Origin of the sequence: Streptomyces sp. IBSNAI002, from assembly GCF_052244475.1 — a bacterium.
Taxonomy (GTDB): Bacteria; Actinomycetota; Actinomycetes; order Streptomycetales; family Streptomycetaceae; genus Streptomyces.
Window position 1 is genome coordinate 2215698 of sequence record NZ_JBQPXG010000002.1, and the last position, 13781, is coordinate 2229478.

Here is a 13781-nt window from a genome sequence, read left to right on the forward strand (position 1 = left end):
CGTAGACGCAATTCGGGCGGCTCCGGCGGGTCATCCCCTTTGGTTCATCCCACAGTCAGCTGCCGTATTCCCTGGAGCCCTTGACAACTTTGCTGGCCACACAGGAAATTGACGCGCGTAGATGTTTCGGGAGCGCAAACCTCCCGCAGACCTCCTGCCGCAATCCGTCCGTCCATCCCTGCCGTCTCCCTCATCCCACACCCGGAGTTCCCGCTCATGCGCTCCTCGCATCCCCGCTCAGCCGCCGTCGCGGCCCTCGTCGCCACCGCCCTGGCCACCGGCCTGCTGGCGGGCTCCGCCGGCGCGGCCGAAGGCTCCGCGGCCGAAGGCCCGGTACGCGTTCACGACATCCAGGGCACCACCCGGATATCCCCCCTCGCCGGCCAGCAGGTCACCGACGTCGAGGGCATCGTGACGGGCGTGCGGACGTACGGTTCGCGCGGCTTCTGGATCCAGGACCCGGACGCCGACGACAACGAGGCCACCAGCGAAGGCGTGTTCGTCTTCACGAACTCGGTCCCGACCGTCGCCGTCGGCGACGCGGTCAAGGTCTCCGGCCTGGTCGGCGAGTACATCCCCGGCGGCACCGGCTCGGGCAACCAGTCGGTGACCCAGATATCCAAGCCGGTCGTCACGGTCGTCTCCTCGGGCAACGCGCTGCCCGAGGCCACCGCGATCAACGAGTACTCGGTGCCCGCCGAGTACGCCCCGGCCGGCGACCCGGCCGCCGCCGGCAGCATCAACGGCCTGGCCCTGGAGCCCTCGCGCTACGCCCTGGACTACTACGAGTCCCTCGAGGGCATGAACGTCAAGATCGGCACCTCGCGCGTGGTCGGCGCCACCGACCCGTACTCCGAGCTGTGGGTCAGCGTGAAGGGCTGGGAGAACCCCACCAAGCGCGGCGGCACGCTGTACGGCTCCTACGAGTCCCAGAACACCGGCCGCCTCCAGATCCAGCAGCTCGCGCCCATCGCGCAGCAGCCCTTCCCGGTGGCCAACGTCGGCGACAAGCTGACGGGCACCACCGAGGGCCCGCTGGACTTCAACCAGTTCGGCGGCTACACCCTGGTGGCGCGCACCCTCGGCACCGTCAAGGCGGGCACCCTCGCCCCCGAGAAGACCAAGGCGCAGGCCGACCACGAGCTCGCGGTGGCCACGTACAACGTCGAGAACCTCGACCCGACCGACCCGCAGGAGAAGTTCGACGCCCTCGCCAAGGCGGTCGTCGAGAACCTGGCCTCCCCCGACGTCCTCGCCCTGGAGGAGATCCAGGACGACAACGGCGCCAAGAACGACGGCACCGTCTCGGCCGAGCAGACCCTGACGAAGTTCGCGGCCGCGATCGCGGCGGCGGGCGGCCCGGCCTACCAGTGGCGGACCGTCAACCCGGAGGACAAGAAGGACGGCGGCGAGCCCGGCGGCAACATCCGCCAGGTGTTCCTCTTCAACCCGGCGCGGGTCTCCTTCACCGAGCGCGCCCCGGGTGACGCGGTGACGGCGACCGGCGTGGTCAAGGAGAACGGCAAGGCCGCCCTGACGCACTCCCCGGGCCGCGTCGACCCGGCGAACCCGGCGTGGGCCGACAGCCGCAAGCCCCTGGCGGGCGAGTTCGCCTTCCGCGGCAAGACCGTCTTCGTGATCGCCAACCACTTCGGCTCCAAGGGCGGCGACGAGGGCCTGACCTCGCACCACCAGCCGCCGGTGCGCTCCTCGGAGGCCAAGCGGCTGCTCCAGGCGCAGGCCGTGAACGGCTTCGTCAAGGAGATCCTCGCGGCGGACAAGAACGCCAACGTCCTGGTCCTCGGCGACATCAACGACTTCGAGTTCTCGGCGACGACGGACGCGCTGGCCGACGGCGGGGCGCTGTACCCGGCGATCAAGTCGCTGCCGAAGGCGGAGCGCTACTCGTACGTCTTCCAGGGCAACGCCCAGGTGCTGGACCAGATCCTGACCAGCCCGGCGATCAAGAAGTTCACGTACGACAGCGTGCACATCAACGCGGAGTTCGCGGCCCAGAACAGCGACCACGACCCGCAGGTGCTGCGCTTCAAGCCGTAGCCCCCACGACCGCAGAGGGCCCGGACGCCGTCCCGTCCGGGCCCTCTGCCACGCTCCGGACCCGGTCCCGGGAGGACCACGGCCGGACAAGTGGGGGACTTTCGGCCCTGGCGTGACGCTCGACACATCTCTACCGAATCGAGCGCCCGTGGTGTTGAGTGTCCACACGCCCGATCTTGTACCGCCTTGTACCCCGCACTCCTGGAGGACCGCGTGTTCCCCTCCATCACCCTCGCCCAGGAAATCGGCCTCGCCGTCCTGTTCGTGGCCGCGCTCGTCTGGGTGACCGGCCTCGGCCACATGCTGTGGGACAGCCGCTTCCACCACCCGGAGCCGGCGGCCTTCGAAGGCCTCCCGGTGATCCCGGCCCAGCGCAGCGCGGCCTCGCACCCGCTGGAGTCGGTGGAGCTGACCGAGGCGGAGCAGCAGGCCTTCGCGGGCCTGGTCCGCACGATCCCCCTGCACTGACCCGGCCGACGGCCCCGGCCCCGACCGCGGCCCCGCACCGGCCCCGACCGCACGAAGACGCCCTCCCCCCCGGCCGGGGGGGTGGAGGGCGTCTTGGCGTACCGGCCCGGTGCGGGTCAGTTGTGGCTGTGGAGGACCTCGTTCAGGCCGCCCCAGGTCGCCTTGTACGGGCGGGCCTCGACGGCGCCGGTGACCGAGTTGCGGCGGAAGAGGATGTTGTTGGCGCCGGAGAGCTCCAGGGCCTTGACGATCTGGCCGTCCGGGAGGGTGACGCGGGTGCCCGCGGTGACGTAGAGGCCGGCCTCGACGACGCACTCGTCGCCGAGCGCGATGCCCACGCCCGCCTCGGCGCCGATCAGGGTGCGCGCGCCGATCGAGATGATCTGCTTGCCGCCGCCCGAGAGGGTGCCCATCGTGGAGGCGCCGCCGCCGATGTCGGAGCCGTCGCCGACCACGACGCCCGCGGAGATGCGGCCCTCGACCATGGAGGTGCCCAGGGTGCCGGCGTTGAAGTTGACGAAGCCCTCGTGCATGACGGTGGTGCCCTCGGCGAGGTGCGCGCCGAGGCGGACGCGGTCCGCGTCGGCGATGCGCACGCCCTTGGGGGCGACGTAGTCCGTCATCCGGGGGAACTTGTCGATCGAGGTGACCTGGAGGTGCAGGCCCTCGGCGCGGGCGTTCAGGCGGACGGTCTCGACCTGGTCGACGGCGACCGGGCCCAGGGAGGTCCAGGCGACGTTCGTCAGCAGGCCGAAGACGCCGTCCAGGTTCTGGCCGTGCGGCTTGACCAGGCGGTGGCTGAGCAGGTGCAGGCGCAGGTACGCGTCGTGCGCGTCCAGCGGCTTGTCCTCCAGGGAGGCGATGGCGGTGCGGACGGCTACGACCTCGACGCCACGGACCGCGTCCGAGCGGATGGCCTTCGCCGCGGCCGCGCCGAGGAGCTCCACGGCCTGGTCGGCGGTGAGGCGCTCGGTGCCGGCCGGGCCGGGTTCGGCGACCAGCTCGGGGGCGGGGAACCAGGTGTCGAGGACGGTGCCGTCAGCGGTGATGGTGGCAAGTCCGGCGGCGACGGCGCCGGTGGTACGCGTAGCAGTCATGCCAGAAACCTAACCGGCGACGGCCCGAGGGTGCGAACCGGTCTCATGTGCCGGTCTCACCGCGTGTCGGCCCGTCCACAGCACCGCCCCGCCCGCCCCCGCCGCGAGCACCGCGCACAGCGGCCACAGCAGGCCCGGCGCGGCCGCGTACAGGGCTCCGCCGAGCGGACCGGCGAGCACCACACCGCTGACGGAGACGCCCGCGTACAGGCTCTGGAACCGGCCGACGGCGTGCGCCGGCGCCTCGTCCGCCACGTACGCGGTGGCCGTGGTCTTGTAGAGGATCTCCCCGAGGGTGAGCAGCACCATCATGGCGACGGCGGCGGCGAGGCCCACGCCGAGCATGAGCACCGCGTACCCGCCGCCCACCAGCACCAGCCCGGTGCCGACGAGGTGCAGCGGCGAGCGCCGGCGCAGGGCGAGGGCGGCGGGGATCTCCAGGAGGAGGATGACGCCGCCGTTGATCGCGATGAGCAGTCCGTACGCGCGGGTGTCCAGGCCGTGGTCGGCGAGGGCGGCGGGGAAGGTCGTGTAGTGCTGCCGGTAGACGACGTCGGCGACGGCGATCGCGCCGAGCAGGACGAGCAGGGCGGGCCGCGCGCGCAGCTCCCGCCACAGCCCTCCGCGGCCCCGGCCCCCGTCCGGGGCCGCGGAGGGTTCCCCGGAGAGGGCCGCGGAGGGGGCCGCGCCGGCCCGGGCAGGAACGACCCGGGCGGTCCAGAGGGCGAAGAACAGCGTGCCGAGGCCCTCCGCGACGAAGAGCCAGTCGTACGAGAGCCCGGTGGCGACCAGGGCCCCGAGCGGAGTGCCCAGCGTGAAGCCGCCGTTGGAGAGGCAGCGGATGACGGCGAAGGCCTGGCGCCGGGATCCGTCGGGCACGGTGACGGCGACCAGCGCGGAGTTGGCGGCCCGGACCACCCCCGAGGCGTACTGGGCGGCCGGCAGGGCCGCGCAGAGCAGCGCGGTGGAGAGCACCGGAAGCGTCACGAGGACGAGTCCGCCGAGGGCGGACGCGGTGAGCAGCACCCGGCGGTGGCCGAAGCGGTCGCCGTACCAGCCGCCGGTGAAGTTCCCGGCGACCAGGCCGATTCCGCCGATGCCGACGATCAGGCCCGCCTGCGCGGCCCCGAGGCCGCGCGGGCCGGTCAGCCAGACGAAGACGAAGACGAACGTGCAGCTGACGACTGCGTTGACGAAGACCCCCGCGGCCAGCAGCCACACGGTTCTCGGTAGGTCCCTGAATCCCTGCGGCACACCCGTGTCCCCCGCACCCCGAACTAGTGAGTTCCTTTTGGGAACGGACTATGTCAGCATGACAGCCTTGGGTCAACGGACAAAGGAGTGCCATGGCCCAGCGCACACAGCTCGGCGACGCGGACTGCTCGATCGCCCAGGCCCTCGACGTGGTGGGCGACTGGTGGACGCTGCTGATCGTGCGCGACACCGCGCGCGGTCTGCACCGCTTCGACGAGCTCCAGCGCGAGCTGGGGATGTCCCGCAAGGTGCTGGCGGAGCGGCTGAAGCTGCTGGTCGAGGCCGGGGTGCTGACGCGCGAGCCGTACCGGGAACGCCCGGTGCGGCACGAGTACCGGCTGACCCCGCGCGGCCGGGGGCTGCTGCCGGTGCTGGTGGCCCTCCAGGACTGGGGGGACAGCTGGATCCTGGGTGAGGGAGAGATGACGGCGACGACCACCGAGGCCTCGCGGGAGGCGGAACGGGTCCACGCACTGCGCGGCACCCGGCTGCCGGAGCTGCTGCTGCCGGACCGTTTCGGTGAGCTGCGCGACCCGGTGGCGGACACCGCGGCCACGGTCCTGTACTGCTTCCCGGGCGCCTACGCGCGCGCCGAGTCCTATCCGCCGGGCTGGGCCGGGATCCCGGGCGCCAAGGGCTGCACCTTCGAGTCGTGCACCTACCGGGACCAGCTCGCGGAGTTCACCGCGGCGGGCGCCACCGTGCACGGGGTGTCGACCCAGCGCCCGGACGAGCAGCGGGAGTTCGCGGAGCAGGAGCGGCTGCGCTTCCCGCTCCTGTCGGACGCGGAGCTGGCCCTGACGGCGGCGCTGCGGCTGCCGACGTTCCGCGCGGCGGGCGTGACCCGGCTCAAGCGGCTGACCCTGGTCCTCGACCGGGACCGCACGGTGCGCGAGGTGTTCTACCCGGTCCAGGACATCGAGGCGAGCGTCCGGGCGGCCCTGACCGCCGTCCGCTCGGCCGGGCCCGACGGCTCCGACGGCTCCGACGGCTCCGACGGCTCCGACGGCTCCGAACGTCCGGCCTAGGCCGGACGGGCCGGCCGCAGCACCCGGCCGAGGATCTCGCGCGCGTACGGTTCGTCGTACTCCGCGTCCGTCAGCAGGACCTGGAGGCTCACGCCGTCCATGACCGCGACCAGCGCGCGGGCCGTCACCGGGTCCGTGCGCGGGATCAGGGCCGCCGCCATCGCCTCGCCCCACTCGGCCGCCACCGCCCGCAGCGGCGGGCGCCGCAGAGCGGCGAGGTAGAGCTCGTACTCCAGCTCCACCCGCGCCCGGTCCACCGCCAGGAACTCCCCCAGCAGCCGGGCCAGCGCCCCCGCGAGGTCCGCCTCCGGATCGGCCAGCGCCGGCGAGCGGGACACTGCCCGCGCGAAGCCCTCGTTGGCCTGCCGCAGGGCCGCGACCAGCAGGTCGTCCAGGGTCTTGAAGTGGTACGTGGTCGACCCGAGCGGTACGTCGGCCTCGGCGGCGGCGCTGCGGTGGCTCAGCCCCGCGATGCCCTTGGCCCCCACCACCCGGATCGCCGCGTCGATGATCCGCTGGCGCCGTTCGGGGTCGTACCTGCGCACGCCGGGGGCCATCAGTGCGCACCGCCCAGATTCAGCAGCACCACACCCGCGATCACCAGCACGATGCCGGCGATCTTCGCGGCGGTGGCCGCCTCCCCCAGGAAGACCATGCCTATGGCGGCGATCGCGGCGGTCCCCACCCCGGCCCATATCGCGTACGCCGTGCCCACCGACATCGACTTCAGCGTCTGCGCGAGCAGGGTGAAGGCGATGACGTAGCCCAGCAGCGTGCCCAGCGAGGGCCACAGCCGGGTGAAGCCTTCGCTGTACTTCATGGCGGTGGTCCCGGCGACCTCGGCGGCGATGGCCGCGGCGAGCAGTACGTATGGCATGTGTACAAGGGTACACAGCGATGCGTACGGGCGTACACATCCAGGCCCCGCACACAGCCGCGGCGTGCAGCACCCGGGACTCCTGCGGCCCGCGGCGCTACCCTGTCCGCCTTCGGCGACTGGGGGCTCTCGCATGGCGCAGCACTGGACCCACCGGGGCGGCGGCTGGCTGCCCCCTCGCTCGCCGCGGCCCGGCGTGGTGCCCCTGCGCCCGCTGGGGCGGCGCGAGCTCCTCGGCGGGGTCCTCACGACCCTGGGCCGGTACGGCGGCCGGCTGCTCGGCGCCCTGTTCCTCGGTCTCTCGGCCGGGCTGCTGCCGGTCGCCGCCGTGGCCGGGGCGGCCACCCTGGCCTCGGTCACCCGCACCGCCGGGAGCCGGGTGTTCGTCCACACCCTCGTCCCCGCCGCCGTGCTGTTCCTGCTGTTCGCGGGCGCCCTGGCGACCGCCCTGGCCACGGCGCTGCTGCGGCCCGCCCTGCTCGGCCGGGCCGTGACCGTGCCCGGGCTGCTGCGAGCCGCCGTGCCCCGGATCCCGGCGGTGCTGGGCGCCCGGCTGCTGGCCCTGACGGCCGCCGCCGGTCCGGGTGCGGCCGCGCTCGCCTCGGGCCTGCCGCCGCTCGCCCTGCTCCCCCTCGCCCCGGTCGCGCTCTGGCTGGGCGTGCTGTTCGCGCTGGCTCCCACCGCCGCCGGCTACGAGGGGCTCGCCCCGCCGGCGGCGCTGCGCCGGTCGGCCGCGCTGGTGCGCGGCGCCTGGTGGCAGACGTTCGCGGTCACCGCGCCGGCCGGAGTCCTGCTGCCGGTGGCCGCGTACGCCCTCTACCCGGGCTTCGGCCTGCCGGGTGCGCTGCTCGCCCCGGCCCTGCTGCTGCCCGTGCCCCGGCTGGCCACCGGCCTGCTCTACGCGGACCGGCGGCTGCGCCGCGAGCACCGTGCCGGGGTCTTCGCGACCCGCCCCGGGGTCAGCCGAGGGTGAACCAGGCCGCCCGGGCCTTCTTCCACTCCGGGTGCGTCAGGTCCTTGGCCTCGGCCCCGTCCCCGTACAGGTCCGCCGACCCGCTGTCCGTCACCAGCTGTACGCGCGCGCCCGGCGCCGACAGGTCCGGCACCTCCACGATGGCCTCCCAGCCGCCCGGGTCGGTGGTCGGCAGGTCGGCCCGCTTGACCGGCGCGTGGCCCGCGACGCCGTCCCACTGGTAGAGCGCGTACGGGTCGGAGTTGTCGTCGGCGGCCCAGGACCCGGCCAGGATCAGGTACTGCCCGGCCGCGTTCCTTCGGAGGTCGCGGACGGACAGCCCGCCCAGGTCCAGCTCGATGCCCGCGCCGAAGACCGCCTTGGCCCCGCTCGCCAGCACCCGGTCGAAGTTGGTGACCGGCACGACCAGCGCCTTGCCGCCGGGCACCACGGGCGCCAGCGGGGCCCGGAAGCCCAGGTAGGCGGTGGTGGTCGTGGAGCCGGGCGCGAACTCCAGCCCCTCCACGTTGAACCCGTCGATCTGCTTCGGCGCCTCCCCCTCCGCGGTGCCCGCCGCGAAGCCGTACTTGTTCCCGTTCGCCTTGTCCCAGGCCACCAGGTCGTCACGGAGCTTCTTGTACGAGCGCCCGTACGCCAGCTGCGCGCCCGAGCCGGAGCCGCTCACGGTGGTGGTGAAGACCGTGTTCCGGGGAGCCTTGTACTCGCCGTCCTTGTTGTTGCCCAGCGAACCGGTCCAGTAGATGGTGTTGCCGATCCGGGTCGCCCCCTCGATGTCCACCTCCTTGCTGACACCGAGCTGGGAGCTGAAGTCCCATGTCTTCACCGGGGCGCCCGAGCGGGAACGGTCGTACAGGCGCAGCACGTTCGACTCGTCGTCGGCGACGACCGCGTAGCCGCCGCCCACGTCCACGGCCGCCGAGGCGTCCGCGGAGCCGGTGAGGTAGCGCGCGTCGGCCGGGTTCTGCACGGCGGCCGAAGCCGCGTAGTACAGGGTCTTGGTGGCGGTCTTGCCGCCGAGCCCGGTCACCTTGACGGTGAGGTTGGTGTAGCCGCGGCCCCGCGCGGTGACCGCGAGCTGTCGTACCGCCCCGGCGCCGGTGACGGTCACGTCCCCGGTCCCGGCGACGGAGGCCTTGCTCGACGCCGAGGCCGCGACCGTCAGCGCGGACACGTCGGCCCCGCTCTGCCCGACGGTCACGTTCACGACCGGGTCCCCGACCGCGCCGACGGCGCCGGACAGATAGGAGGCGGAGAGCGCGATGGTGGGCGTCCCGTACGTCACCGCCTGGGCGGGAGCGGTCAGCCCGGCGAGGAGCAGGGCGGCGGCGCCGGCGGTCCCGGCGGCGAAACGAACGGTCACGGAGTGTCTCCTCGGGTGCTGCTGCGTCACGGCGTGACGGCCGTCGAGAAGGCTCGGGCACGGCGGCCAACTCCACGTGCACGTCACCCGTCCGCCCGGAGAACCCCGGAAAACAGGGAGGGCCCCCGGCACGACCGTGCCGGGGGCCCTCACACGCGGGCGATCAGACGTTGAAGCCGAGCGCGCGCAGCTGCTCGCGGCCATCGTCCGTGATCTTGTCGGGGCCCCACGGGGGCATCCAGACCCAGTTGATGCGCAGTTCGTTGACGATGCCGTCCGTCGCCGACTTCGCCTGGTCCTCGATAACGTCCGTCAGCGGGCAGGCCGCCGAGGTGAGCGTCATGTCGAGGGTGGCGATGTTCGCGTCGTCGATGTGGATGCCGTAGATCAGGCCCAGGTTGACGACGTCGATGCCCAGCTCGGGGTCGACCACGTCGTAGAGGGCCTCGCGGACCTCTTCCTCGGTGGCCGGCTTGGTCGACACCTCGGTGGCCGGCTTGGTCGACACCTCGGTGGCCGGCTTGGTCGACGCCTCGGTGGCCGGCTTGGTCGACGCCTCGGGCGTCGCGTTCTCGGTCATGCCGTCTTCCTCTCCGCGTCGCCCAGTGCCTGGGCCGTCGCGTCCTTCCACGCCATCCAGCTCAGCAGAGCACATTTCACACGCGCCGGGTACTTGGAGACGCCGACGAACGCGACCGCGTCCTCCAGCACCTCCTCCATCTCCTCGGTCGGCTCCAGCTTGCCCTTGGACTGCATCAGCTCCAGGAACACGCCCTGGATCTTCTGCGCCTCGGCCAGCTGCTTGCCGACGAGCAGCTCGTTCAGTACGGACGCGCTGGCCTGGCTGATGGAGCAGCCCTGGCCCTCGTACGAGACGTCGGTGAGCGTCTCGCCGTCGTACTTCACGCGCAGCGTGATCTCGTCCCCGCACGTCGGGTTGACGTGGTGCACCTCGGCGTCGCCGTCGCGCAGGCCACGCCCGTGCGGGTGCTTGTAGTGGTCCAGGATCAGTTCCTGGTACATCGAATCCAGCTTCACAGCGTCCTCGTCCTCGTCGCCCTGGCTCAGCCGAAGAAGTTCCGTACGTGCTCCAGCCCGTCGACTAGTGCGTCGACGTCGGCCGGAGAGGAGTACAGGTAGAAAGACGCCCTGGTGGTGGCAGGAATTCCGTACCGCAGGCACACCGGGCGCGCGCAGTGGTGTCCCACGCGGACCGCGATGCCCTGCTCGTCCAGCACCTGGCCGACGTCGTGCGGGTGGATGTCGCCGAGCACGAAGGAGATCGCGGCGCCGCGGTCCTCGGCCGTGGTGGGGCCGATGATCCGCAGGTCGGGCACCTCGGCGAGGCGCTTGATCGCGTACTCGGTGATCGCGTGCTCGTGCGCGGCGATCTTGTCCATGCCGATCGCGGTCAGGTAGTCCACGGCCGCGCCGAGGCCGACGGCCTGGGCGATCGGGGGCGTACCCGCCTCGAACTTGTGCGGCGCCGGGGCGTAAGTCGAGGCGTGCATCGACACGGTCTCGATCATCTCGCCGCCGCCGAGGAACGGGGGCAGGTCCTCCAGCAGCTCCTGGCGGCCCCAGAGGACGCCGATGCCGGTCGGGCCGCACATCTTGTGGCCGGTGAAGGCCACGAAGTCGGCGCCGAGCGCCTGGACGTCCAGCGGCATGTGCGGAGCGGCCTGGGAGGCGTCGATCAGCACGAGCGCGCCGACGTCCTGGGCGCGCCGGACGATCGCCTCGACCGGGTTGACCGTGCCCATGATGTTGGAGACCAGCGTGAAGGAGACGATCTTCGTCTTCTCCGTGATGATCTCTTCGATGTTGGACAGGTCGAGCCGGCCGTCGTCGGTGAGGCCGAACCACTTCAGCTTCGCACCGGTTCGCTGCGAGAGCAGCTGCCACGGCACGATGTTGGAGTGGTGCTCCATCTCCGTGATGGCGATCTCGGTCTCGCGGTCGACCCGGTAGGGCTCGTCCGCCCAGCCGAGCATGTTCGCGACCAGGTTGAGCGACTCCGAGGCGTTCTTGGTGAAGATCACCTCGTCGCGGCTCGGTGCGTTGATGAAGGTGGCGACCTTGTCGCGGGCACCCTCGTACAGCGCCGTGGCCTCCTCGGCGAGCACGTGCACGCCGCGGTGGACGTTGGCGTTGTGCTGCTCGTAGTACTCGCTCAGCGCGTCGAGCACCTGGCGCGGCTTCTGCGAAGTCGCCGCGTTGTCCAGGTAAACGATCTTCTTCCCGTCGTGGACCACACGATCCAGCAGGGGGAAGTCCTTGCGGATCGCCTCGATGTCGAGGAGGCCAGGCAGCTGTGTCACGCGGTCGCGCCACCCTTCACGTACTTGTCGTAACCCTCGGCCTCCAGCTGGTCGGCCAGCTCGGCGCCGCCGGACTCGGCGATGCGGCCGTTGGCGAACACGTGCACGAAGTCGGGCTTGATGTAGCGCAGGATGCGGGTGTAGTGCGTGATCAGCAGGGTGCCGACCTCACCCGTCTCGCGGACGCGGTTGACGCCCTCGGAGACGATGCGCAGGGCGTCGACGTCGAGGCCGGAGTCGGTCTCGTCGAGGATCGCGATCTTCGGCTTGAGGAGCTCCAGCTGGAGGATCTCGTGGCGCTTCTTCTCACCGCCGGAGAAGCCCTCGTTGACGTTGCGCTCGGCGAAGGCCGGGTCCATCTGGAGCTGCTCCATCGCGGACTTGACCTCCTTCACCCAGGTGCGCAGCTTCGGGGCCTCGCCGCGGATGGCGGTGGCGGAGGTGCGCAGGAAGTTGGAGACCGAGACGCCGGGGACCTCGACCGGGTACTGCATGGCGAGGAAGACGCCGGCGCGGGCGCGCTCGTCGACGGACATCTCCAGGACGTCTTCGCCGTCGAGGGTCACGGTGCCACCGGTGATGGTGTACTTCGGGTGACCGGCGAGCGAGTACGCCAGGGTGGACTTGCCGGAGCCGTTCGGACCCATGATGGCGTGCGTCTCACCCTGCTTGACGGTGAGGTCGACGCCCTTGAGGATCTCGCGGGAGCCACTCGCCGAGTCGCCGGTCTCGACGGAGACGTGCAGGTCGTGGATTTCAAGCGTTGCCATGGATACCTCAGGACTCCTGGGTGAGGGAGACGAGCACGTCGTCCCCTTCGATCTTTACGGGGTATACGGGTACAGGACGCGTCGCGGGCAGACCCGAGGGCTTGCCGGTCCGCAGGTCGAAGGCCGACCCGTGCAGCCAGCACTCGATCATGCAGTCCTCGACCTCGCCCTCCGAGAGCGAGACGTTCGCGTGCGAGCAGATGTCGTTGATCGCGAACACCTCGCCCTCGGTGGAGACGATGGACACCGGCGTGCCGTCGAGTTCCACCCGCTTGGGGGTGTTCTCTTCCAGCTCGCTCAGCGTGCAGGCCTTGACGTAATTCATCAGACGGAACCCTGGAGCTCGGTCTCGATCTTGGCGAGCAGGCGCTCCTCGATGTCCGGGACACCGATCTGCTGGACGAGCTCGGCGAAGAAGCCGCGCACGACCAGCCGGCGGGCCTCGTCGGCGGGGATGCCGCGGGCCTGCAGGTAGAAGAGCTGCTCGTCGTCGAAACGGCCGGTCGCGGAGGCGTGGCCGGCGCCGACGATCTCGCCGGTCTCGATCTCCAGGTTCGGCACCGAGTCGACCCGCGCGCCGTCCGTGAGGACGAGGTTGCGGTTCATCTCGTAGGTGTCGGTACCCTCGGCGGTCTTCTCGATGAGGACGTCACCGATCCAGACGGCGTGGGCGTCCTGGCCCTGCAGCGCGCCCTTGTAGACCACGTTCGACTTGCAGTGCGGGGCCTTGTGGTCGACCAGGAGGCGGTGCTCCTGGTGCTGGCCGGCGTCCGTGAAGTACAGGCCGAGCAGCTCGGCCTCGCCGCCGGGGCCCGCGTAGGTCACGCGGGGGTGCAGGCGTACGAGGTCGCCGCCGAAGGTGACGACGATCGACTTGAAGCTCGCGTCGCGGCCGACCAGCGCGTTGTGCTGGGAGACGTGGACGGCGGTGTCGTCCCAGTCCTGCACCGACACGACGGTGAGCTTGGCGCCGTCGCCGACGACGAAGTCGACGTTGGCCGCGCGCACGCCGTCGCCGGTGTGGTCGATGACGATGACGGCCTCGGCGAAGGCCTGCACGTCGAAGACGGTGTGGCCGAAGGTGGTGCCGCCCTCGCCGTGCAGCGAGACGCGCACCGGCTCGGTCAGGACGGCCTCCTTGGGCACGGTCACGACCGTGGCCTTGGCGAAGGACGAGAACGCCTGGGCGGCGATCCGGTCCACCGGGGTGCCGGCCTTGCCGATGCGCGCGTCGCCGCGCTCCACCGACTCGACGGTGACGCCCTCGGGCGCGTCGATCTGGGCCTTCATGGTGCCGTTGGCGACCGCGGTGCCGTCGTGCAGGCCCTTGAGGCGGGCGAGCGGCGTGAAGCGCCACTCCTCCTCGCGGCCGTGGGGCACGGGGAAGTCCGCCACGTCGAAGGACGGGGGGGCACTCATCCGGGTGGCGACGGTCGACTCGGCGGCCACCGCGATCGCGCCGGCGGTGGTCGAACCCGCCGGAATGTTCTGAGCCTCAGCCATGGCTGTCTTCGTGCTCACTCTCTTTGAAACACACGTCTACGTCGAAGAATGTCTGCGGGACTCGGGCGGCCG

Annotated in this window: 15 protein-coding genes; 4 read left to right on the top strand and 11 right to left on the bottom strand. The window is 71.6% G+C overall.

Annotated elements, in window-relative coordinates; genetic code table 11:
* The first annotated feature begins 216 nt into the window (after window positions 1-216).
* A complete protein-coding gene (locus tag ACTVZO_RS10785) occupies window positions 217-2058 on the top strand; it encodes an endonuclease/exonuclease/phosphatase family protein (protein ID WP_443298162.1) in 1842 nt (613 codons plus the stop codon).
* A gap of 186 nt (window positions 2059-2244) precedes the next feature.
* Window positions 2245-2526: a hypothetical protein gene (locus ACTVZO_RS10790; RefSeq protein ID WP_443298163.1), complete on the top strand. Its 282-nt coding sequence runs from the start codon at window positions 2245-2247 to the stop codon at window positions 2524-2526.
* 116 nt (window positions 2527-2642) lie between these two features.
* Here ACTVZO_RS10790 and dapD read toward each other — a convergent pair whose 3' ends face one another.
* Together dapD and ACTVZO_RS10800 are read right to left on the bottom strand one after the other, a co-directional pair.
* The gene (gene dapD, locus ACTVZO_RS10795) at window positions 2643-3623 is read right to left on the bottom strand and encodes a 2,3,4,5-tetrahydropyridine-2,6-dicarboxylate N-succinyltransferase (RefSeq protein ID WP_443298164.1); all 981 of its coding nucleotides are present in this window, start codon (window positions 3621-3623) and stop codon (window positions 2643-2645) included.
* A gap of 9 nt (window positions 3624-3632) precedes the next feature.
* Window positions 3633-4844 carry an MFS transporter gene (locus ACTVZO_RS10800; RefSeq protein ID WP_443298165.1) on the bottom strand — a complete coding sequence of 404 codons (1212 nt, stop codon included), beginning with the start codon at window positions 4842-4844 and terminating at the stop codon, window positions 3633-3635.
* A gap of 125 nt (window positions 4845-4969) precedes the next feature.
* On the opposite strand from ACTVZO_RS10800, the gene ACTVZO_RS10805 reads away from it, so the two are divergent.
* Complete coding sequence (locus ACTVZO_RS10805; RefSeq protein WP_443298166.1) at window positions 4970-5905, top strand: winged helix-turn-helix transcriptional regulator; 936 nt, start codon at window positions 4970-4972, stop codon at window positions 5903-5905.
* Here the strand turns inward: ACTVZO_RS10805 and ACTVZO_RS10810 are convergent.
* Window positions 5902-6462: a TetR/AcrR family transcriptional regulator gene (locus ACTVZO_RS10810; protein WP_443298167.1), complete on the bottom strand. Its 561-nt coding sequence runs from the start codon at window positions 6460-6462 to the stop codon at window positions 5902-5904. The two genes, ACTVZO_RS10805 and ACTVZO_RS10810, sit on opposite strands and share 4 nt — an antisense overlap.
* On the bottom strand, window positions 6462-6782 hold the full coding sequence (locus ACTVZO_RS10815; protein ID WP_443298168.1) for a DMT family transporter: 321 nt from the start codon (window positions 6780-6782) through the stop codon (window positions 6462-6464). The genes ACTVZO_RS10810 and ACTVZO_RS10815 overlap by 1 nt, the downstream gene beginning before the upstream one ends.
* A 133-nt stretch (window positions 6783-6915) precedes the next feature.
* Between ACTVZO_RS10815 and ACTVZO_RS10820 the strand changes: the two genes are divergently transcribed.
* On the top strand, window positions 6916-7755 hold the full coding sequence (locus ACTVZO_RS10820) for a hypothetical protein (RefSeq protein ID WP_443298169.1): 840 nt from the start codon (window positions 6916-6918) through the stop codon (window positions 7753-7755).
* Here the strand turns inward: ACTVZO_RS10820 and ACTVZO_RS10825 are convergent.
* The 7 genes from ACTVZO_RS10825 to sufD all read right to left on the bottom strand — a co-directional run bounded on the left by ACTVZO_RS10825 (window position 7742) and on the right by sufD (window position 13709).
* Window positions 7742-9073, bottom strand: coding sequence for a hypothetical protein (locus tag ACTVZO_RS10825; RefSeq protein WP_443303115.1), 1332 nt, complete (start codon window positions 9071-9073; stop codon window positions 7742-7744). The two genes, ACTVZO_RS10820 and ACTVZO_RS10825, sit on opposite strands and share 14 nt — an antisense overlap.
* A 205-nt stretch (window positions 9074-9278) precedes the next feature.
* A complete protein-coding gene (locus tag ACTVZO_RS10830; protein WP_443298170.1) occupies window positions 9279-9695 on the bottom strand; it encodes a metal-sulfur cluster assembly factor in 417 nt (138 codons plus the stop codon).
* The gene (gene sufU / locus ACTVZO_RS10835; RefSeq protein WP_362389978.1) at window positions 9692-10153 is read right to left on the bottom strand and encodes a Fe-S cluster assembly sulfur transfer protein SufU; all 462 of its coding nucleotides are present in this window, start codon (window positions 10151-10153) and stop codon (window positions 9692-9694) included. The genes ACTVZO_RS10830 and sufU overlap by 4 nt, the downstream gene beginning before the upstream one ends.
* 26 nt (window positions 10154-10179) lie before the next feature.
* The gene (locus ACTVZO_RS10840) at window positions 10180-11436 is read right to left on the bottom strand and encodes a cysteine desulfurase (protein ID WP_443298171.1); all 1257 of its coding nucleotides are present in this window, start codon (window positions 11434-11436) and stop codon (window positions 10180-10182) included.
* Window positions 11433-12206 carry a Fe-S cluster assembly ATPase SufC gene (sufC, locus tag ACTVZO_RS10845; RefSeq protein WP_443298172.1) on the bottom strand — a complete coding sequence of 258 codons (774 nt, stop codon included), beginning with the start codon at window positions 12204-12206 and terminating at the stop codon, window positions 11433-11435. The genes ACTVZO_RS10840 and sufC overlap by 4 nt, the downstream gene beginning before the upstream one ends.
* Window positions 12207-12213: 7 nt before the next feature.
* Window positions 12214-12531, bottom strand: a complete 318-nt coding sequence (locus tag ACTVZO_RS10850; RefSeq protein ID WP_362302161.1) for a bifunctional 3-phenylpropionate/cinnamic acid dioxygenase ferredoxin subunit — start codon at window positions 12529-12531, stop codon at window positions 12214-12216.
* Window positions 12531-13709 (bottom strand): Fe-S cluster assembly protein SufD, encoded by a 1179-nt coding sequence (sufD, locus tag ACTVZO_RS10855; RefSeq protein ID WP_443298173.1) that lies wholly within the window; start codon window positions 13707-13709, stop codon window positions 12531-12533. Before sufD ends, ACTVZO_RS10850 begins: the two co-directional genes overlap by 1 nt.
* Between the last annotated feature and the right edge of the window lie 72 nt (window positions 13710-13781).

Coding starts and splice junctions, on each gene's coding strand:
- ACTVZO_RS10785 (WP_443298162.1), top strand. CDS start 217: ATGCGCTCCTCGCATCCCCGCTCAGCCGCCGTCGCGGCCCTCGTCGCC.
- dapD (WP_443298164.1), bottom strand. CDS start 3,623: ATGACTGCTACGCGTACCACCGGCGCCGTCGCCGCCGGACTTGCCACC.
- ACTVZO_RS10805 (WP_443298166.1), top strand. CDS start 4,970: ATGGCCCAGCGCACACAGCTCGGCGACGCGGACTGCTCGATCGCCCAG.
- ACTVZO_RS10810 (WP_443298167.1), bottom strand. CDS start 6,462: ATGGCCCCCGGCGTGCGCAGGTACGACCCCGAACGGCGCCAGCGGATC.
- ACTVZO_RS10815 (WP_443298168.1), bottom strand. CDS start 6,782: ATGCCATACGTACTGCTCGCCGCGGCCATCGCCGCCGAGGTCGCCGGG.
- ACTVZO_RS10820 (WP_443298169.1), top strand. CDS start 6,916: ATGGCGCAGCACTGGACCCACCGGGGCGGCGGCTGGCTGCCCCCTCGC.
- ACTVZO_RS10830 (WP_443298170.1), bottom strand. CDS start 9,695: ATGACCGAGAACGCGACGCCCGAGGCGTCGACCAAGCCGGCCACCGAG.
- sufC (WP_443298172.1), bottom strand. CDS start 12,206: ATGGCAACGCTTGAAATCCACGACCTGCACGTCTCCGTCGAGACCGGC.
- ACTVZO_RS10850 (WP_362302161.1), bottom strand. CDS start 12,531: ATGAATTACGTCAAGGCCTGCACGCTGAGCGAGCTGGAAGAGAACACC.
- sufD (WP_443298173.1), bottom strand. CDS start 13,709: ATGGCTGAGGCTCAGAACATTCCGGCGGGTTCGACCACCGCCGGCGCG.